The organism is Sedimentibacter sp. B4 (genome assembly GCF_000309315.1).
In the GTDB taxonomy this organism is placed as follows: domain Bacteria; phylum Bacillota; class Clostridia; order Tissierellales; family Sedimentibacteraceae; genus Sedimentibacter; species Sedimentibacter saalensis.
The window spans coordinates 47,831-69,192 of record NZ_CANG01000034.1 but is presented as its reverse complement, the minus strand read 5'-3'; the positions used below and the strand labels follow the sequence as shown (position 1 = coordinate 69,192).

16 protein-coding genes and 1 tRNA gene are annotated in these 21,362 nt (G+C 36.6%); 16 read left to right on the top strand and 1 reads right to left on the bottom strand.

Annotated elements, in window-relative coordinates; genetic code table 11:
* The 6 genes from grdD (at position 1) to BN358_RS06285 (ending at position 10,072) form a co-directional block, all read left to right on the top strand.
* A complete protein-coding gene (grdD, locus tag BN358_RS06310; protein ID WP_019228373.1) occupies positions 1 to 1,173 on the top strand; it encodes a glycine/sarcosine/betaine reductase complex component C subunit alpha in 1,173 nt (390 codons plus the stop codon).
* Positions 1,174 to 1,608: 435 nt separating this feature from the next.
* Positions 1,609 to 3,009 (top strand): aminopeptidase, encoded by a 1,401-nt coding sequence (locus BN358_RS06305; RefSeq protein WP_019228372.1) that lies wholly within the window; start codon positions 1,609 to 1,611, stop codon positions 3,007 to 3,009.
* A gap of 199 nt (positions 3,010 to 3,208) precedes the next feature.
* The gene (locus BN358_RS06300) at positions 3,209 to 3,694 is read left to right on the top strand and encodes an NAD(P)H-dependent oxidoreductase subunit E (RefSeq protein WP_019228371.1); all 486 of its coding nucleotides are present in this window, start codon (positions 3,209 to 3,211) and stop codon (positions 3,692 to 3,694) included.
* A 68-nt stretch (positions 3,695 to 3,762) separates the two neighbouring features.
* A complete protein-coding gene (gene nuoF, locus BN358_RS06295; protein WP_083851524.1) occupies positions 3,763 to 5,589 on the top strand; it encodes an NADH-quinone oxidoreductase subunit NuoF in 1,827 nt (608 codons plus the stop codon).
* Between the two features lie 16 nt (positions 5,590 to 5,605).
* Positions 5,606 to 9,055, top strand: a complete 3,450-nt coding sequence (locus tag BN358_RS06290) for an FAD-dependent oxidoreductase (RefSeq protein WP_019228369.1) — start codon at positions 5,606 to 5,608, stop codon at positions 9,053 to 9,055.
* 414 nt (positions 9,056 to 9,469) lie between these two features.
* The gene (locus BN358_RS06285) at positions 9,470 to 10,072 is read left to right on the top strand and encodes a class I SAM-dependent methyltransferase (protein ID WP_019228368.1); all 603 of its coding nucleotides are present in this window, start codon (positions 9,470 to 9,472) and stop codon (positions 10,070 to 10,072) included.
* 109 nt (positions 10,073 to 10,181) lie between these two features.
* Here BN358_RS06285 and BN358_RS06280 read toward each other — a convergent pair whose 3' ends face one another.
* On the bottom strand, positions 10,182 to 11,009 hold the full coding sequence (locus BN358_RS06280) for a YihY/virulence factor BrkB family protein (protein WP_019228367.1): 828 nt from the start codon (positions 11,007 to 11,009) through the stop codon (positions 10,182 to 10,184).
* A 194-nt stretch (positions 11,010 to 11,203) separates the two neighbouring features.
* On the opposite strand from BN358_RS06280, the gene BN358_RS06275 reads away from it, so the two are divergent.
* The 10 genes from BN358_RS06275 (at position 11,204) to BN358_RS06230 (ending at position 21,227) form a co-directional block, all read left to right on the top strand.
* Positions 11,204 to 12,055, top strand: coding sequence for a 3-hydroxybutyryl-CoA dehydrogenase (locus BN358_RS06275; RefSeq protein ID WP_019228366.1), 852 nt, complete (start codon positions 11,204 to 11,206; stop codon positions 12,053 to 12,055).
* 407 nt (positions 12,056 to 12,462) lie between these two features.
* On the top strand, positions 12,463 to 14,139 hold the full coding sequence (locus tag BN358_RS06270) for a glutamine--tRNA ligase/YqeY domain fusion protein (RefSeq protein ID WP_019228365.1): 1,677 nt from the start codon (positions 12,463 to 12,465) through the stop codon (positions 14,137 to 14,139).
* A 124-nt stretch (positions 14,140 to 14,263) separates the two neighbouring features.
* Entirely contained in the window at positions 14,264 to 15,427 is a 1,164-nt protein-coding gene (locus BN358_RS06265) for an SAM-dependent methyltransferase (protein ID WP_019228364.1), read from the top strand.
* A 96-nt stretch (positions 15,428 to 15,523) separates the two neighbouring features.
* Positions 15,524 to 16,945, top strand: a complete 1,422-nt coding sequence (locus BN358_RS06260) for a sigma-54-dependent Fis family transcriptional regulator (protein WP_019228363.1) — start codon at positions 15,524 to 15,526, stop codon at positions 16,943 to 16,945.
* A gap of 26 nt (positions 16,946 to 16,971) precedes the next feature.
* Positions 16,972 to 18,123 (top strand): class I SAM-dependent RNA methyltransferase, encoded by a 1,152-nt coding sequence (locus BN358_RS06255; protein ID WP_019228362.1) that lies wholly within the window; start codon positions 16,972 to 16,974, stop codon positions 18,121 to 18,123.
* 138 nt (positions 18,124 to 18,261) lie between these two features.
* Positions 18,262 to 18,687: an NUDIX hydrolase gene (locus BN358_RS06250; RefSeq protein ID WP_019228361.1), complete on the top strand. Its 426-nt coding sequence runs from the start codon at positions 18,262 to 18,264 to the stop codon at positions 18,685 to 18,687.
* 9 nt (positions 18,688 to 18,696) lie between these two features.
* Positions 18,697 to 19,692 (top strand): DNA-binding protein WhiA, encoded by a 996-nt coding sequence (gene whiA, locus BN358_RS06245; RefSeq protein WP_019228360.1) that lies wholly within the window; start codon positions 18,697 to 18,699, stop codon positions 19,690 to 19,692.
* A complete protein-coding gene (locus BN358_RS06240) occupies positions 19,661 to 19,927 on the top strand; it encodes an HPr family phosphocarrier protein (RefSeq protein ID WP_019228359.1) in 267 nt (88 codons plus the stop codon). Before whiA ends, BN358_RS06240 begins: the two co-directional genes overlap by 32 nt.
* Positions 19,928 to 20,185: 258 nt before the next feature.
* Positions 20,186 to 20,929 (top strand): peptidylprolyl isomerase, encoded by a 744-nt coding sequence (locus BN358_RS06235; protein ID WP_019228358.1) that lies wholly within the window; start codon positions 20,186 to 20,188, stop codon positions 20,927 to 20,929.
* A gap of 213 nt (positions 20,930 to 21,142) precedes the next feature.
* Positions 21,143 to 21,227 (top strand) — tRNA-Leu (locus BN358_RS06230).
* The last annotated feature ends 135 nt before the right edge of the window (positions 21,228 to 21,362 follow it).

Genomic DNA, 21,362 nt, shown 5'->3' with positions numbered 1-21,362 from the left:
ATGTCAGAAAAACAAGTAAATCAAATAATAGGTAATATTTTTAATCAGTTAGCAGATACACTTAATACTGGGGAATATGGGAAAAAACCTAAAATTGGTATTACTGCTATGGGAAGTGAACATGGCGAGAAAAATATTTTAGAAGCATCTTTAAAGGCACAAAAAAGTGGAATTGACGTGATTGTTTTAGGATCTCAAACTGCAGAAGGTATAGAAACAGAAAAGATAGAAACAGAAGACCAAGCACATAAAATGATGGAGTCATTGTTAAATTCAAAAGAAATAGATGCAGCAGTTACAATGCATTATCCATTTCCAATTGGAGTATCAACGGTAGGAAGAATTATTACACCTGGTAAGGGTAAAGAAATGTTTATAGCTACAACTACAGGTACTTCATCTACTGACAAAGTTGAAGGTATGGTAAAAAATGCAATTTATGGAATTATTACAGCTAAATCATGCGGCATTAAAAATCCAACTGTTGGCATATTGAATATAGATGGTGCCAGACAAACTGAAATTGCACTTAAAAAATTGCAATCACAAGGTTATGATATAACATTTGCTGAGTCGCAAAGAGCAGATGGCGGATCTATAATGAGAGGAAATGATTTACTGACGGCGTCTGCAGATGTTATGGTAATGGATTCCTTAACAGGAAACTTATTAATTAAAATATTTTCATCTTATACAACAGGTGGAAACTATGAATCCATAGGATATGGTTATGGACCCGGTATTGGTGAAGGCTTTGAGAAATTAATAATGATTATTTCAAGAGCTTCTGGTGCACCTTTAGTTGAAGGAGCTATAAAATATGCTGCTGAGCTTGTAAGAGGAAATTGCATGCAGATAGCAAAAGATGAATTTGCCAAAGCTAATGAAGCAGGATTAAAGGAGATTTTAAAGGGTTTAAAGTCAACAAAAAAAGAAGCAGCTGATGAAGAAGTCGTAGCACCTAAAAAGGAAGTTGTTACTTCACAAATTTCTGGAATTGAAATTATGGATCTTGAGGAGGCTGTAAAAGCATTGTGGAAACAAGGTATTTATGCTGAAAGTGGTATGGGATGTACAGGTCCAATTATTTTAGTAAATGATTCAATAACTAAGACAGCAATTAAAGTGCTTGCAGATGCAGAATTTGTTTCTAAAGAACAATGTGACTGCTAATAATGTAATAGATATGCGTAAAAAATAGGTAGTGAAATATTTGATAAATGTGGTATAATATTTTTTGTATTTACACATATAATTATAACTGGCAAGTGAATAGGTTCCAAAACTATTAGTAATAACAACAGCCTTAGAACAAATGATGCAACAATCGTCTTTCGCCTTTTAGTAAACAACAATTTTGTAAAATGTGATACACTATGTTTCCACGAACCCTATGTTGAATGTATACTTGCTATATATAAAAAGTTATGAGGCATATATCTAATTAGCAAATAAACATATCTGCGGATATAGCCTTAATTGTAACAGCCTGCCGTTTAATTACTGCTGCCGCAGGAAAAAACTAATTCAATGAGTCTATAAAAAAATTATATAGAAAAGAAAATAATTTTATGGAACTAATATAGTTCCATTATACAAGGAGATAATATGGAAACAAACAGTAAACTATTTTACAAGAAACACTTTATTTGGGATAAAATAAGCGACGACGAAAAAAACGATGTCTTTAATTTAGGTGATGACTACAAAAAATTCATAGATGCATCTAAGACGGAAAGACTTTCAATCAAAGAAATAATAAGAAGAGCTGAAAAAGAAGGTTTTGTGAACATCGAAGAGCTGCAGGAAATAAAGGCAGGAACAAAGTATTACTATGTAAACAAGGGTAAGGATGCAGTTCTTGCAGTAGCAGGCAAGGAAAAACTTGAAAAAGGAATGAACATTGTGGGAAGCCACGTTGATTCCCCGCGCATCGACATAAAACCAAATCCACTTTATGAAAAGCATGGTGTTTCTCTTCTTAAAACTCATTATTACGGCGGAATAAGAAAATATCAGTGGGTAGCTATACCTCTTGCTCTTTACGGAACTGTTGTGAAGGAAAATGGAGATATTATTGAAGTGGCCATAGGCGACGATGATAATGACCCGGTTTTTTATATTACAGATTTGCTTCCGCATCTGGCAAAGGATCAAAACGATAAAAAACTTTCAGAAGCTATTGAAGGCGAAAGTCTGAATGTAATAATAGGAAGTCTTCCAGCAGAAGGCAAAGATGACGAGAAAAAGTTCAAGCTTAATGTTTTAAAAATTTTAAATGAAAAATATGGGATGATTGAAGAAGACTTTCAGACAGCTGAACTTGAAATAGTGCCTGCAGGAAAATCTAGGGACGTGGGAATAGACAGAGGAATGATAATGGCATACGGTCATGATGACAGAGTGTGTGCATATACTTCTCTTAAAGCCATTCTTGAAGTTCAAAACCCAGAAAAAACAGCTGTGGCTGTTTTTGCAGATAAGGAAGAGGTAGGAAGCAACGGAAACACCGGAATGCATTCTTTGTTCTTCAGCAATATGGTGGCTGAAATGATAGCTCTGGAGGACAATGGAAATTACAGCGAGCGAACTCTGAAAAAAGCCATGGCTAACAGCTCCATGCTTTCCTCTGACGTTGCAGCAGGACTTGATCCAACATATCCTCAGGTTTCAGAAATTCAGAATTCTGCGGTTATGGGCCAGGGCGTTGCATTGATTAAGTATACAGGAAGCAGAGGAAAATCCGGTGCAAATGATGCCAATGCAGAATACATAGGAAAATTAAGAAAAGTTTTCAATGAAAGCGGTGTTGCATGGCAAAGCGCAGAACTTGGAAAAGTTGATCAGGGAGGCGGAGGAACAATTGCCTACATAATGGCAAATTACAACATGGATGTTGTAGATTTGGGAGTTCCTGTCCTGAGCATGCATGCTCCCTTTGAAATAGTTTCCAAGACTGATGTGTACATGACATATAAAGCATATAAAACATTTTATAATAAATTCTAATGTTGTAAAAAAATACATAAAATTCTCTTTGTGATAAAAGAGGATTTTATTTTAGCTTGATATGTTGATTCCAAAATATGTAACGTTTGCATGTTTTTAATTTGACAAATTACGAGCTATTAGGTTGACTTTTGATATACTCGAAGCTATAATATAAACGTGTTTGTGTGTTAATTATAATAATATGGAGGTAACTGAATTGCAGAATGAATTTGTAGAAGCAAGAAAAAGTGAGTTTGAAGAACTGAAACAGTATATAGATACAGTAAAAAATTCACAAGGTATATTAATGCAGACTTTGCAAAAGGCCCAGGACATATTTGGATATTTGCCTTTGGAAGTTCAGCAGTTTATATCTGATGAAACAAATATACCATTGGCTGACATATACGGTGTTGTAACATTCTATACTCAATTTACTGTAGAAGAAAAAGGAAAGCACAGAATAGGTGTCTGTCTTGGAACGGCTTGTTATGTAAAAGGTTCTCAGGAAATAATGGACAAACTTTCAGAGGAGTTAAATATTAAGGTTGGAGCAACAACCGATGACAAAATGTTTACCCTGGAAGCTACCAGATGCCTGGGATGCTGTGGTTTGGCTCCCGTTATGATTATTGACGAAGATGTTTATCCGAAAATGGAAGCAAAAAGTGTTCCTGAAATATTGAAAAAATACAGTAATTAGGAGGTGTAGGCTTGAAAACATTAGATAATTTGAAAGAAATCAGAGAAGAATCTGTTACAAATTTAGAAATGAAAGATGTTGACAATGCTATAAGAGTTGTTGTTGGATTGGCTACATGCGGAATTTCAGCAGGCGCTAAACCTGTTTTGAAAACATTGGCAGAAGAAGCTGAAAAAAGAAACATGAAAAATGTACAGGTTGTTCAGACCGGATGTATCGGAATGTGCACCTATGAGCCAATAGTTGAAGTATATGTTCCTGGAAAAGAAAAAGTAACTTATATTCACGTTAATTCTGAAAAAGCCATGAAAATATTCGAAGAGCATATTTTAAACGGCAATGTTGTTGAAGAATATACAATTGGTTCTGCTGAAGTTAAGAGCAAAGAATCAAAAGATGAAGAAGAGCACACTTCCCTCATGGACGTTCAATTCTACAAAAAACAAAAAAGAGTTGCCTTAAGAAACTGCGGCATTATCAATCCTGAAAACATTTACGAATACATTGCAACTGACGGTTACATGGCATTGGGAAAAGTTCTTACTGAAATGACTCCCGATGATGTTATAAAAGTTATGAAAGATGCAGGCCTTAGAGGAAGAGGCGGAGCAGGCTTCCCTACTGGAATGAAGTGGAGCTTTGCTGCACCTAATAAGGCTGATCAAAAATATATTATATGCAACGCTGACGAAGGAGACCCGGGTGCATTCATGGACAGAAGCGTTCTTGAAGGAGACCCTCATGCTGTTCTTGAAGCAATGGCAATTGCAGGTTATGCAATTGGAGCTACAAAAGGCTTCATATATGTAAGAGCTGAATATCCTGTTGCAGTTCAAAGACTTCACATTGCCATTGATCAGGCGAGGGAGCTTGGACTTCTCGGAAAGAATATTTTTAATTCAGGTTTTGACTTTGACATCGAAACAAGACTTGGAGCCGGCGCATTCGTATGCGGCGAGGAAACAGCCCTCATGCAGTCAATTGAAGGAAAAAGAGGAATGTCAAGAATAAAACCTCCATTCCCTGCAAACAAAGGACTTTGGGGAAAACCTACAGTTATTAACAACGTGGAAACACTGGCAAACATTCCGCAGATTCTGTACCACGGTGCTGAATGGTTCAAGAGTTTTGGCACTGCAAAATCTTCAGGAACAAAAGTATTTGCATTAGGTGGCAAAATAACAAACACAGGACTTGTGGAAGTTCCTATGGGAACTACACTTCGTGAAGTTATATATGATATCGGAGGAGGATGTCCAAACGGCAAGGCATTCAAGGCTGTTCAGACAGGCGGACCTTCCGGCGGATGTCTTACAAAGGACCACCTGGACATTCCTATAGACTATGAAAATCTTACGGCTGCAGGCTCAATGATGGGTTCAGGCGGTATGATTGTTATGGATGAAGACAACTGCATGGTTGACATAGCAAGATTCTTCCTGGAATTTACAGTTGACGAATCATGCGGAAAATGCACACCTTGCAGAGTCGGCACAAAGAGAATGCTTGGAATTCTTGAAAAAATAACTCAAGGCAACGGAACAATGGAAGACCTTGAAGAACTTGAAACTCTGGCAACAAGCGTGAAAGACGGTTCACTCTGCGGTCTTGGACAAACTGCTCCAAACCCGGTACTTTCAACTTTGAAATATTTCAGGGATGAATATATTGCACACATCGTTGATAAGAAATGCCCGGCAAAACACTGCAAGCCATTGTTGACTTTTGAAATCAACAAGGACAAGTGTACCGGATGTACTTTGTGCGCTAGAAAGTGTCCTGTGAATGCAATTGAAGGAACTGTCAAGAATCCTCATGTGATAAGTCAGGAATTGTGTATAAAATGTGGCAATTGCTTCAGCGTTTGCAGATTCGGCGCTGTTGAAAAAAACTAAGAGGGAGGATTTGGACGTGGCTTTAGTAAAACTTAACATTAATGGACAAGAAATAACGGCTGAACAAGGCAAGAACGTGCTGCAGGCAGCTTTAGAAAATAATATAGAAATTCCTCATCTGTGTTTTGATGAAAATCTTGAAGTATATGCAGGATGCGGACTGTGCGTTGTTGAAATAGAGGGACAGCCTAAGCTTGCAAGAGCTTGTGCCACACCTGTAACAAACGGATTGGTCATCAAGACTAACACAAAAAAAGTAGAGGAAGCAAGAAACACGGCTTTAAACCTGCTTGTTTCTGAACACATCGGAGACTGCAAGGCCCCATGTACTTTAAACTGTCCTGCTCACACAGATGTTCAGGGATATGTTGGTTTGGTAGCAAACAAACAGTACAAGGAATCACTGATGTTGATAAAAGAAAAACTTCCTCTTCCTGCAAGTATAGGAAGAGTATGTCCACACCCATGCGAAAAGGCGTGCAGAAGACAGCATGTTGAAGAACCTGTTTCAATAGCATGCATCAAGACTTTTGCAGCAGATTATGATTTGAACTCAGGCGATGTTTATATCCCAAGTTTAAAAGAATCAACAGGTAAAAAGGTTGCAGTAGTAGGTGCAGGTCCTGCAGGACTGTCAGCTGCATACTTCCTGCTTCGTGACGGACATGAAGTTGAAATATTTGAAGCAAAGGACTTGCCGGGCGGAATGCTTCGCTATGGTATTCCTGAATACAGACTTCCAAAAAATGTTGTTGATGCAGAAGTGTCAGTAATAGAAGAAATGGGAGCAAAGATAAACTACGGCGTAAAAATCGGCGAAGATATGACTCTTGATTATCTTCAGAACAAATATGATGCGGTATTCTTAGGAATAGGAGCATGGAAAAGCTCACCGATGAGATGCGAAGGAGAAAATAAAGTCGGAGTTCTCGGAGGAATTGATTTCCTTATAAAAGTAGCAGAAAATAACCCGGTTAAAATAGGCAAGAAAGTTATAGTTGTAGGCGGCGGAAACACTGCCATGGACGTTGCAAGAACAAGCATTCGTCTTGGAGCAGAAGAAGTGAGAGTTGTTTACAGAAGAACAGAAGATGAAATGCCTGCAGAAAAAATTGAAATCGAAGAAGCAAAGGAAGAAGGAGTAATATTCTCATTCCTGTCAGCTCCTGCTCTTGTAGAAGGCGATGATAAAGTTACCGGACTTAAATGTGAAAAGATGGTTCTTGGTGAAAAGGATGCTTCTGGCAGACAAAAACCAATGCCTACAGGAGAGTTTGTAACATTCGAAGCAGACACAATAATTGCTGCCATTGGTCAGGAAGTTGACTGCGGCAACATAAACGTTGGACAGGGCAAAAAGAAAAATATTGCTATAAACGAAGAAACATTTGAAACTAACTTAAGGGGAGTATTTGCCGGCGGAGACGCTGCAACAGGCCCTAAAATAGCAATTGATGCAATTGCTCAGGGACAGCAGGCAGCAAAAGTTATTAATAGCTACCTGGACGGAGTAATAATTCCTTACAAGGATATTCCATTGGTTTACACTGAAGTTAAAGCAGAAGACTTCAAGGACCAGGAAAAAGTTCCAAGAACAGCTCACAGAACAGTTGAAGCTGAAATAAGAAAACACAACTTCCAGCCAATTCTTCCTACAATGACAGAAGAAGAAGCTGTAAGAGAAGGTTCAAGATGTCTGGAATGCGGCTGCAAAGATTACTTCGAATGCCAGCTTGTTGACTATATTAAAAAGTTTGAAATTGACACTGAGAAATATCATGCTCTAAAAGACAAAAAGTTCAAGGAAACAGATCATCCATACATTTCCCAGAATGTTGACAAATGCGTTCTTTGCGGACTTTGCGTAAGAACATGTCAGGAAGTTGTTGGAGCTTCTGCTCTTGGATTTGTTGAAAGAGGAAGTGAGACATTTGTATCTCCAGCTTTCGAGCAAAAATTAAAAGTAACTGAATGTATTTCATGCGGAAGATGTATTGATGTATGTCCAACAGGCGCTTGGCTTGACAGAAGAGAAAACATTAAGGAAATTCCGCTTGATCTTGCTGCAACCCAGTCAGTATGCAGCTACTGCTCAGTAGGATGCGATATTGTTTACGAACACAAGGACAATGTTGTTTATAAAGCATCAAGTCCAAGACACAATGAAATTCCAATGTGCGGAAAAGGTAAGTTCGGAATTGAGCACATCAATTCAAAGGACAGACTTCTTTCTCCTCTTGCTAAAGTCAAGGGAGCACAGGAAAAAACTACACTTGAAACTGCGTTGTTTGAAACTGCAAAACGTCTGAGAAGCATACAAAACATGTACGGCGAAGGAGCGATAGCTTTTGCAGTATCACCTAAGATTACAAATGAAGAACTGATGCTTGTAAAAGCAACTGCAGAGGAACTTAATACAAATCTTACAGGTTCATTTACCGTAGATGCTGAACCAGGAATTGAAACAGTTCTTGGACAGAATAAATCAACTATAACATTTGCGGAACTTGATTCAGCAGATTTGATAATAGCTGCAGGACAACTTTATGAGCATCATCCTGCAACAGGAATGAAACTGAGAAGACTTTCAAATCAAGTGAAGGTTGTTTCTGTCTCAACAAAAGCAACAAAGGCAGACCAATGGGCTGACAAAGCAGAACTAGACAGCTACGAAGAGTTCTTTGCAGGGATTTTGAAGTCACTAATAGAAAAAGGTGCAGTAAAAGCAGAAACTGTAAAAGGCTATGCTAACGGAGAACAGCTTATAAGTTCACTGGAAAATGTTGATGTTACACCATCAGCAGAAAAAATTGCAGAACTTTTCAAAAAGGCTAAAAAACCGATTATAATTGCAGATTCAAACACTGTTCAAAATGAAGCACTTAAAGTACTGGCTGATATTGTACTGGTAACAGGCAATGCAGACAAACCTCACAGAGGACTGATAGTATTAAAAGCAAAATCCAACAGCCAGGGAGCTTGGGATTTAGGTTTCAGAACATCAGGTGAAGAACTTAAAAAAGCCATTCTTGAGGGAACTGTAAAAGGCCTTATAGTAATAGGCGAAGATGTGGTTGGAAATTGCCCAGAGCTTAAAGAAGCTGTAAATAATTTGAAATTTGTTGCAGCATTCGATATATTTGAAAATGAAACAACAGTATGTGCTGATTATGTTCTTCCTCTTTGCAGTCTTGCAGAAAGCATCGGAACAATAACAAGCGCAGATACAACTGTAAGAAATGTAACAGAAGCAGTAAAGATGCTCACAGGAATGACAAACAAAGAAATGTTCGGAAAAATAGCAGAAATGCTAAATGCAAAAGAGTACAAATTTACTGCAGAAGAAAATGCAAAAGAATTGTATGTACCAACATTTGAAAGCAAAGAAAAAGAATATGAAGTTTATGACACAGTTGAAAAACAATTTTTAGCTGATTTAAAATCAAACTGCGTAAAGGCAGTTTAAAAGAACAAAAACAATCCTTAAAAGACCCTTGGGCGAACAATTTATTCGTCGTTCAATGCAGCTTTTAGCAAATCAGGGACTCATCCCAGTGACTCCCGGTTGGATGAAAAAATGTGAAGACGTAAGTCTTCACATTTTTTTATGCAGCAATGTAGTGTTGAAATAATAACACTGGCGGACACAAGATCCGCCCCTACGAACTAGTAAATTTGACATTTGGCGTTGTTTTGATATCACGAAATGTAGGGGAGGACCTCGTGTCCTCCCGTATATATGACCAACGTTAAAATTTGAGAAATGTAGTCTTCTTCAAATTGCACATTTATTTCATTTTATAAAAATTTAGATATTAATTATTATTTGAATATTGGTAAAAATAATATATAATAAGTTATCAATTAATCTGGAGGAATTATGGAACAATACTTTACCAAAAACCCCACAACTCAAAAGGAAATTTATAAATTTGACTGGAATTTAGGAAAAGATAAATTTTATTTTTATACCAGCAACAGCGTTTTTTCAAAAAATGGAGTTGACTTCGGCTCAATGTTACTTGTTGAAACCGTTATAAAGGAAAACGCAAATTTTAAAGGAAATATTCTTGACTTAGGTTGCGGATATGGACCAATTGGAGTGATGCTTGCAAAACTCATTGAAAATGCCAATGTTACAATGTCTGATGTAAACGAGAGGGCACTTGAACTAGCAAAAATGAATGCAGAGGAAAACAAGGTAAAAACAAGGGTCAAAACATTAAGCTCTTCAGCCTTTGAAAATATAAATGAAAATTTTGATATGATTGTAACTAATCCGCCAATTCGTGCAGGAAAGGATGTCGTATTTTCCTTTTATGAAGGAGCCTACGAGCATTTGAACAAAGGCGGACACCTGTATGTAGTAATTCAAAAAAAACAAGGAGCTCCAAGCACAAAGGAAAAGCTTGAAAGCCTCTTCGGAAACTGTGAAACAGCAGAAAAAAAATCAGGATACTTTATATTCAGAGCAGAAAAATAGCTACATCGGTGTCATTCTGAGGGCGTAACCCGAGGAATCTCATGTTTTCAATAAAGATGAGATCCTTCACTATCGTTCAGGATGACAGCGTCGTGGGTTTATCGATAGTCTATTTGCATTTTTTATTTTTTGAAACCAGGTAATTGACTTCTGCTCCCATTAGGAAAATTATGGACAATATATAAATCCATATTATGAAAACAAACACTCCTGAAAGATTTCCGTAAATGGAGTTATAATACATAAACCTCGTGCTCACATAGTGAGAATAAAAGTATGAGCCTGTAATCATAGAAATTGCTGCAAACAATGCACCTGGGAACACAAATGAAAAATCAACTTTTTCATATGGCAGAAATTTGTAGGCTGCGGAAAACAATAAAAACAGCAGCACAAAGGGAATCGCGTAACGCAGAGTATGTATGAGCAAATAGTTTAGATCCTTATAAATTGTTAATTCTTCAAGGTATATTAGAATTGGCCTTCCTGCTACCACCAGGGCAAAAATTACCTGCATGGATATCATTATTGCCACAGCAAAAATAATTCCTTCAAGTCTTAAAAATAGGAAATGTCTTTTGGCAGTAAAGCCGTATGCTTTGTTTATTCCGCTGATGACTGTAGCGCTTCCTGATGTTGCAGACCACAATAAAACCAGCATGCTAAGAGACAAATATGATTTGCTGCAGCTGTTTATGGCATAACTTACTATGTTGTACACTATTTTATATACATCCTCAGGCATGAAAGAATTAAGTGTGTCAAGCAAGTAATAAATATATTCGCTGTAGCTGCATAGAAGTGATATAGCAAATATTAAAAACGGAAAAATTCCGAGAATTATGAAGTAAGAAAACTGGGCGCTGAGGGCAAATATATTGTCCTCTATTGTTTTGTTCAACAGTCTCATCGCAGACATTACAATTTTTTTTATCATGTGCACTCTCCATAGAACTTTGTATAATTTCTTTATCTTGCATATACAGCAATAATATTATTGACATTTGAACGATTTATAATCAAAAATAAAATGTTAAAATATTATCAAAATAGTATCTTGATAAAAAAAAAGCAGAGTGTTATAATGATTCTAGGCAAAAAAAGGACATGGTCCAAAAATAGGAGGAAAAGATGGAAATTAAGAAAATTTGTGTTGTTGGAACTGGAACAATGGCAAAAGGAATTGTGCAGACATTTGCACAGGCAGGATATCCTGTTGTTGTAAAAGGAAGAGCTGGAAGAACTTTTGATACATTGGAAGAAACAATAGGAAAAGGTCTGTCAAAACTTGTTTCAAAGGGAAAAATGGAACAATCTAAGATGGATGAAATCCTCAGCAACATTACAAAATCTGTTACATATGAAGGATGCAGCGATGCTGACTTGTTCATCGAAGCAATTGCTGAAGACATGGAAACAAAACATGCAATATTTGCTGAAATAGAAGCAGTTGCAAAAGAAGACGCAATACTTTCAACAAACACATCTTCATTGTCAATAACTGAAATTGCATCAAAATCTAAAAGACCTGGAAAGATTATAGGAATGCACTTCTTTAATCCTGTTCCAATGATGAAACTTGTTGAAATAATCAAAGGAAAACTTACAGACGAAGAAGTTCATGAAGCTATTTACGCTTTATCACAGGCTATTGGAAAAACTCCTGTAAGCGTTGAAGAAGCTCCTGGATTTGTTGTAAACAGAATTCTTGTTCCAATGATCAATGAAGGAATCGGCATACTGGCAGATGGAGTTGCAACAAAAGAAGAAATAGACACAGCCATGAAACTTGGTGCAAATCATCCTATGGGACCATTAGAACTAGGAGATTTAATCGGCCTTGATGTTTGCCTTGCAATAATGGAAGTGTTGTACAATGAATTTGGAGATCCTAAGTACAGACCTCACACACTTCTGCGTAAAATGGTAAGAGCTAACTTGCTTGGAAGAAAAACAGGTAAGGGCTTCTACGACTATAATTAAGAATTAATTGTAAGGAACTGCTTGCAGTTCCTTATTTTTTTACGACAAAATCGATTGCCGTTTTGTAAAGGAGGACTACTGTTCTCCCGCAAATAACAAAATTATTAATTTATAAATACGGGACGGACACAAGATCCGCCCCTTCGGTTTGTTGAAATTAATTTGCAATAATCTGAGGAACGCGTAGTTCCTTTTTTTTAGTTTCAAATTTCTCTTTGCAATAACTATTTATTCAATTATGGGATATAATAAATATATTGGAATAATTAACTTGAAATAAAGAGCTTCATTAAGTATAATAAAGTGAAGTTATTGTGGCAGGAGTCTGTCCGGTTGAAAGATAATATGAATTACTTTTAAATTACAAATAAAATATTGATAATATAAATTATTCAAGGAGGAATTAAATGAGCGAAATCGAAAATAATTCAGAAAACAGGGAATCGGTTAACTTTATTCAAAAAATAATCAATGAAGACCTGGCTAAAGGAACTTACGGCAACAGGGTGCAGACGAGATTTCCTCCGGAACCAAATGGCTACCTTCATGTGGGCCATGCTAAATCCATATGCCTGAACTATGGACTGGCAAAGAAAAATAATGGTATATTCAATCTAAGGTTTGATGATACGAATCCTACAAAGGAAGATGATTCTTTTGTTGAATCCATAATAAAAGATGTTAAGTGGCTTTGTCCCGACTGGGATGAAAGAATATTCTTTGCTTCAAATTATTTTGAAAAAATGTACGAATACGCAGTGGAGCTGATTAAAAAATCTTTGGCATTCGTTGACGACCTTTCTGCAGATGAAATAAGGGAATACAGAGGAACTCTTACTGAACCGGGAAAGGAAAGCCCATGGAGAAACAGGTCCATTGAAGAAAACCTTGAACTTTTCGAAAAAATGAAAAACGGTGAATTTGAAAACGGAGCTAAGGTGTTAAGAGCCAAAATCGATATGGCAAGTCCTAACATAAACATGCGCGATCCTGTAATATACAGAATACTTCATGAATCTCATCACAACACAGGAGACAAATGGTGCATTTATCCAATGTATGACTATGCTCATCCAATAGAAGATGCAATAGAAGGAATCACTCATTCAATATGCACGCTGGAATTTGAAGACCACAGACCTTTCTATGATTGGCTTTTAGGCAATCTGGAAGATTTCAAAACTGCCCCAACAAAACAGATAGAATTTGCAAAATTATTTCTTACAAAGACAATGATGGGCAAAAGATACCTTAAGAAAATGGTTGAAGAAGGATATGTTGACGGATGGGATGATCCACGTATGCCAACTGTTGCAGCCTTAAGAAGAAGAGGCTACACTTCTGAAGCAATCAACAATTTCTGTGAAGCAATAGGAGTTTCCAAGGCACAAAGTGTCGTTGATATTGCAATGCTCGAGCATGCAGTCAGAGATGATTTGAGTCTGAAGGCTGAAAGAACAATGGCTGTATTGGATCCTATAAAACTAATTATAACAAACTATCCTGAGGACCAGGTAGAATACATGGAAACTGAAAACAATCCGGACAATGAAGAAATGGGAACAAGAATGGTACCTTTCTGCAGAGAAATTTACATTGAAAGAGAAGATTTCATGGAAGTTCCTCCGAAGAAATATTTCAGACTTTTCCCGGGAAATGAAGTAAGACTTAGAAATGCTTATTTTGTCCGATGCGAGGATTTTGTAAAGGATGAAAATGGAAATGTGACAGAAGTTCACTGCACATATGACCCTGAAACAAGAAGCGGTTCAGGATTCACAGGAAGAAAAGTTAAGGGAACGCTGCACTGGGTTTCTGCACGACACTGCCAGGATGCTGAAGTGAGACTTTACGACTACATGATGGAAGATCAGGATTATGATAAAACCAATTTCCTTGAAAAACTTAATCCAAATTCTAAAGTAGTACTGAAAAACTGCAAGGTTGAACCTTCAATGAAGGAAAAGAATGTGGGTGAAAGATTCCAGTTCTTAAGACATGGTTATTTCATCATAGACCAGGACTCAAATGACAACCATCTTGTCTTCAACCGCATTGTGTCACTGAAAAGCAGCTACAAATAGATAACAATTAAGAATTAAGAATTAAGAATTAAGAATTATGGAAGGATTTGTGCTCAAGCACAAATCCATCTATTAATTTTTCATTCTTCACTCTTCATTCTTCATTAATATGGAGGGTGTTATATTGAACATACATGAAATAGTTACAAACAGTTTAAAGCAAAATAAGTTTATTTACGCTGTGTTTACAACTCCAAGAAACAAGTCTGAAAACCCCTACATAAAAATAACAGCCAGGATTGTTTCCCTAAAGGGAGAAAACTTCATACAGTTTGAAAAATTTACCGACAAGCAGGCTTTCCATGAAAACTGCTCCTACGAGGATGCTGCTGAAAGAATAGTGAACATGATAGTACATGATTACAGGAACATAAATATATTCACGGAAGATTCAGATTTTCAGCTAATGGTCAGCAAAAAAGGAATGGTTAAGGTTACGGAAAAAGAAGCGAGCAAAAAACTAAAAATTGATGAACACAACAAAAAGAAACAATACATCATCAAGGAACATGAACCCTGTGATTTCTTGTGCCATCTGGGCGTAATGAACCCCGAAGGCGATGTGTATGCCAAGAAGTACGATAAATTTAAACAAATAAACAAATTTCTGGAGATTGTGGATGATTCCTTAAAGGACAAAAAACTCCAGGATGATTTCATGATAATTGATTTCGGATGCGGTAAGGCATATCTTACATTTGCACTGTATTATTACTTTTATTTTATAAAAAACATTAAAGTGAAAATAATCGGCCTTGATTTAAAAAAGGATGTAATAGAGTTTTGCAACCAGACAGCAAAAAGTTTAAATTATGAGCATTTGGAATTTTTGCACGGAGACATAAAGAACTTTGAATACAAGGAAAAGGTGGATATGATTGTCACTCTGCATGCCTGCGACAATGCAACAGATGCGGCCTTAGTTAAAGCAATCATGTGGAACACAGACATAATTTTATCTGTTCCATGCTGTCAGCACGAATTTTATGATAAGATTGAAAACATAAATTTAGAGCCCATGCTTAAGCATGGTTTGATTAAGGAAAGGGTATCATCATTGGTTACGGATTCATTGAGGAGCTTGTTTTTGGAAACAAAAGGCTACAAAGTACAGCTCATGGAATTCATAGCCATGGAACACACTCCAAAAAACATTTTAATAAGAGCAGTAAAGTCAAATAAAGACACTGAAAAGTCCCAGGTAGAATATGAAAAATTTAAAAAATTCTGGAACTTAAACGACTTATTTATAGAAAAATATTTCAATGCAATTAAGAATGAAGAATGAAGAATTAAGAATTAATAGAAGGAATTGTGCATTGCACAATTCCAACATTACATTTTTCATTCTTCACTCTTAATTCTTAATTAGAGTAGGGGGTACATGGTGGGCGAAAAGAGCTTCAACAAGCATGATAGAGGATTATTTGAATACATATTGGATAACATACCAGATTCTATTACTGTTGTTGACAAGGACGGAACAGTAATATTTTTTAATTCAACAGCAGAACAGTATTTTGCAGTTGAAAGGAAGGATATTATCGACAAAGACATAAGAGCCTTTTTTCCTAATGCCATACTTCCGAGAGTGCTTGAAAGGAAGACATCCTTTTACAACATATACAACAGTCCCAGGGAAAACAGCTATGTTATTTCCAGTGCAGTTCCCCTTTACGACAAACTTGGTAACCTAATAGGAGGACTAGCAAGAGACAGAGACATCACTGAAATTGTAAAGCTCAGTGATTTACTGAACAAGACTCAGACAAATCTTTTGCAGCTCGAAAAAGAATATTCCAAAATGGCTTCCTCCGGTGAAGCTTATTTTTCAAAAATAATAAGCAACAGTTCAAATTTCATACAGATTATTAACCTGTGCAGAAACATTGCTAAATCTCCCCTGAACATTCTTCTCAAAGGGGAAAGCGGAACTGGAAAAGAGTTGTTTGCAAAAGCAATTCATTATGAAAGCGGCAGAAAGGGAAAATTTATTCCAATTAACTGCAGCGCAATTCCAAGGGAATTGTTTGAAAGCGAAATTTTCGGGTATGAAGCAGGAGCATTTACAGGAGCAAAAAACGAAGGGAAAATGGGAAAGTTTGAGGAAGCCGAGGGAGGAACACTCTTTCTTGATGAGATTGCCGACATGCCCCTTGAACTTCAGCCAAAGCTTTTGAGGATTCTTGAAGACGGAGTAGTAACAAGAATAGGCTCCAACAAACAAAAGAAAATCGACGTAAGGATAATTTCTGCAACAAACAAGGATATAAGAGAACTCATTGCTCAGGACAAATTCAGAATGGATTTGTACTACAGGCTTGATGTGTTTCAGATAAACATACCGCCGCTGAGGGATCGAAAAGGAGACATAGCACTTCTTGCAAACATGTTTCTGCAGGAATTCTGCATGGAGCAGGGAATAAGCATTGTAGAAATCCCTGATGAGGTTTTCGACATATTTAACCAGTACAGCTGGGGAGGAAATGTGAGAGAGCTGAGAAACGTAATTCAAAGGTCGGTTGTCATAGCATCTCAAAGCGGAAAAGACAAAATAGAAAAAGAATTCCTTCCATATGAGCTTCAGAGAATAAAAGTAGACGAAATAAACAAAATTATAAATATAGATGAAATTGTAAACAGCGACACGGGACTTGAAGAATATCTTGAAAAAATAGAAAAAAGAATTATACAAAAAACGCTGGAAGAGTCTAAGAACAACAAGGCTCTAGCAGCAAAAAATCTTAAGATACCAAGAGCCACGCTTTATTACAAAATGGATAAATACTGCATATCAATTGATTGAACAATTGATTGTTAAGAAAGGAAAATATGGATAAAATAAAATTAGCGGCAATCAGCGCCTTCGGTCTGGAGGCAGTTGTAAAAAGAGAACTGAATGACCTTGGCTATGAAAATGTTGTTACAGACAACGGCTGGATGTACTTTGACGCAGAAGCAAAAGACATACCCAGAGCAAATATCAATTTAAGGTGTGCTGACAGGGTTATGCTTGTTATGGGGCAGTTCGAAGCATTAAGCTTTGAAGAGCTCTTTGATAAAACTTATGAACTTCCATGGGAAAAGTGGATTTCAAAAGACGGAAGGTTCACTGTCAAGGGAAAATCAGTGAAATCAAAGCTGTACAGCGTTCCTGACTGCCAGGCCCTCGTAAAAAAAGCAGTGTCAAAAAAGCTGTGTGAAGAATATGATGTTGAGTGGATGCCTGAAACAGGTGCTGAATACACAATTCTCATATCAATCCATAAGGATGTTGCAACTGTTTCAATTGATACAACCGGAGCAAGGGAAGGATTGTTCAAGAGAGGCTACAGAGAAAGATCAATGGAAGCTCCTCTTAAGGAAACAATGGCTGCAGCTTTGGTAAGTTTAAGCTACTGGAAAAAAGACCGCATCCTTTATGACCCCATGTGCGGGTCAGGAACAATTGCAATTGAAGCTGCAATGATTGGGAGAAATATAGCTCCGGGTTTAAACAGGAGCTTTGCATCTCAAAACTGGCCTGCTGTCAAAGAAGAATACTGGAAAAACGCAAAGATTGAAGCAAGAAAAAATATAGACCTTGATTCTGAAATTAAAATTTATGCATCAGACATAAGTGCCAAGGCCATTAAAATTGCACAGGAAAATGCTGCTGAAGCCGGAGTTGATGACTGCATAGAGTTCTTTGTAAAAGATGTAATGCACATAAAAGAACCAATGTGTCCATATGGCATATTGATTACAAATCCTCCTTACGGAGAAAGAATTGGTGATATATCTGAAATTAAAAAGATACACGAGCATCTTGGAAAAGTTTTCGGCAGAGACAAGACCTGGTCCAGTTATTTCATTACATCGATTGAAAGCTTTGAAAAAGATTTCGGCAGAAAAGCAGACAGAAAAAGGAAGCTTTTCAACGGGGATGTAAGAGTAGATTTCTATCAGTATTACGGAGAAAGACCTGAAAAACAGGAAGATTAAAATTTTTCTATTTGTAAATATTTTATCACAAAATTAGTTGAAATATATCCGTTTTTATTGTACACTGTAAATATATGTTTGATTTTTTAAAATATTGTGTTATTATATAATCTACAATATTATAAAGGTGAGGCATATATGATTGAAGAAGTAAGTGCTGGGGGGATTGTTTTTTTCAAAAACAGCATATTGATGTTAAAGAAATTTAACGGAGATTGGGTGCTTCCTAAAGGAAGAGTTGAAGAAAATGAGACGCTTAAGGAAACTGCCTTGCGCGAGGTATTTGAGGAAACCAGGGCAAAAGTTACCACCATTAAATATCTTGGAAAAATCAATTATGAATTTAACAGAACCAGCTACATGGACAGGGTTCATATAAATAAAGAAGTTCACTGGTATTTGATGATGGCACGGAACATGAATTGCACCGCACAGAAAAATGAAGGATTTGTAGAAGCTAAATACCTTCCTTTTGAGAGATCATTGATAATTGCAAGATACGACGATGAAAGAAAAATTATTAAAAAAGCTGTTGAAGATATAAAATTTCATTGCTACAAATAAGGTGATAATATGACTTTTTCTTCTAAAATTAAGGATGAGCTGTCAAGAACAGAAATAAACAGCGACATAGCAGCACAGGCAGAAATCTCAGCTTTAGTGAGAACAATGGGTTATATTAGCTTTAAGGGTTTTAACAAGATCGAAGTGGAATTTTCAACAGAAAATGCTGCGGTAGCAAGAAGAATTTTCAAGCTTCTTAAGATTGCGTACGGAATTTCCACTCAGGTAAGCGTGGAAAAAACCAACAGGCTTAAAAAACATAATAATTACATCATAAATATTGAAAATAAGCTAGCCAGAAAGTTTTTACTGGACACAAGGATCGCCGACAAGGAAGACTTCAACATAATGGCATTTGACTACGGCGTTCCTGAAGAATTGATTAAAAATGACCTGTGCAGAAGAGCTTACATAAAAGGTTCTTTCATGGGATGCGGTTCCATAAGCGACCCTGAAAAATCCTATCATGCTGAGTTTGTCAGCAGCAGGGAAGAACAAAGCAAGGGGATTTGCAGTCTTCTTGAAAGCTACGACATAGGTGCAAAAGTAATTTACAGGAAAAACAACTATGTAACTTACATAAAGGAAAGCGAACAAATTTCAGATCTTCTGGCGCTCATGGGCGCTAACAAGGCAGTGCTTGACTTTGAAAATGTAAGAGCAGTAAAAGAAACACGCAACCAAATCAACAGGGTAATAAACTGTGAAACTGCTAATCTTGATAAGATAGTAGACACATCCATGAGGCAGATTAACAGCATTAAGATTTTGAAAAAGCACAAAGCTATTGATAATCTTCCCGACCATTTGCGTGAACTTGCATACTTAAGACTGAAACACAGCAATGCAAGCTTAAAGGAACTTGGAGAAATGCTAAATCCACCCCTTGGAAAATCAGGTGTGAATCATAGATTAAGAAAAATTGAGGAAATTGCTGAAGATTTAATGAAGCATGAGAAAAGAGGTGTAGAAGATGAGATCACAAAAAGTAATATTAAAAAATAAGATAGGACTGCATGCTAGACCGGCAGCTATATTTGTGAAGAAAGCTAGAAATTTTGACAGTGAGATTATTATTAAAAAAGGAATCCAGGAAGCTAATGGAAAAAGCATTATTAGCATAATGGCTTTAGGAGCTATGAAAGGTGATGAACTTATTATCATTACTAAAGGTTCTGATGAAGACAAATGCATAGCTGAATTGTCAAACTTATTGGAATTCATGGAAGAAGAAGAATAAAGTATAAAAAGAGGGTGTAAACCTCTCAGTTGATGACAAAGTCAATTAAACATGTAGGGGAGGACCTCGTGTCCTCCCGCGGGCGGATACAAGATCCGACCCTACAGTTTGCAAAATAGGGTATGTCAATTAGCTGAAGAGGGTGTAAACCCTCTTATTTATTGCGTTAGTCCAACCGCAACGAGTTCCAAATATATTTGTGAATGAGACTGCGTACTCCATAAACCAATTATTAAATAATAAATCATAGGAGATAAAATGGAAAATAAAGTTTTGGCTGTTGTTGACGGCAGAGAAATAAAGGAATCTGACCTTAAAGCCCTTATGGGTAATTTAGGACAAAATGCGGCATATTTCCAAGGTGCTGAAGGAAGAGCAAAGTTAATTGATGAACTTGTTATGCATGAACTGATGTATTCTGATGCTGTTGAAAAGAACTTTGACAAGGATGAAGAATTTTTAGCTGTTATGGAAAACATGAAAAAGTCCATGCTGCAGCAGTATTCCTTAAGAAAAATGTTTAACAGCATTACAGTTTCAGATAAAGAACTTAAAGATTACTACGAAAAACACAAATCAATGTTCAAGACTGAAGAAATGGTTGCAGCAAGCCACATACTTGTTGAAACTGAAGAACAGGCCAATGAAATTCTTGAAGACATAACAGATGGCTTGAAATTTGAAGAAGCTGCAGAGAAATTTTCAAGCTGCCCTTCAAAACAAAATGGTGGTGCTCTGGGACAGTTCGGAAGAGGACAAATGGTAAAAGAATTTGAAGATGCTGCATTCTCAATGCAGGTTGGAGAAATAAGCGAACCTGTTAAGACACAGTTTGGATACCACATAATTAAACTTACAGAACACATACCTGCAAGAAATTCAGAATTTGAAGAAGTTTATCAGGAAGTTAAAGAAGGTTTCTTTGTAGAAAAGCAAGAGAAAGTATACATGGATAAAAAAGCTGAACTTACAGGCAAGTACGAAGTTTATATAATGGAATAACTTAAAATTTGTAATCGACAAAGCCCTATGGGGCTTTGTTATTTAATTCAAGTAAATTGTTAACACACTGGCAAGTCTGTGAATAAAATTCTTTTAAAACCTTACACTTGTTAACAACTTTATAAATTTTGTTGCAAATCAGTAAAAGTTTAGAACTTAGCAAAAAAAATGTTGCAAATCTAAACTCCTTGTGTTAATATAATTAAGCGATATGCGGATGTGGCGGAATTGGCAGACGCGCACGGTTCAGGTCCGTGTGGGTAACTCCATGCAGGTTCAAGTCCTGTCATCCGTACCAATATATTGAAAAAGCAATCTTATAAAATGAGATTGTTTTTTTTATGCACACTCTAAGAAACTATAGTTTGCTCTTTATCTAGAGTGGGATTATATTTGTTGACAATATAAAGATCTTAATATATAATTTAGGCAA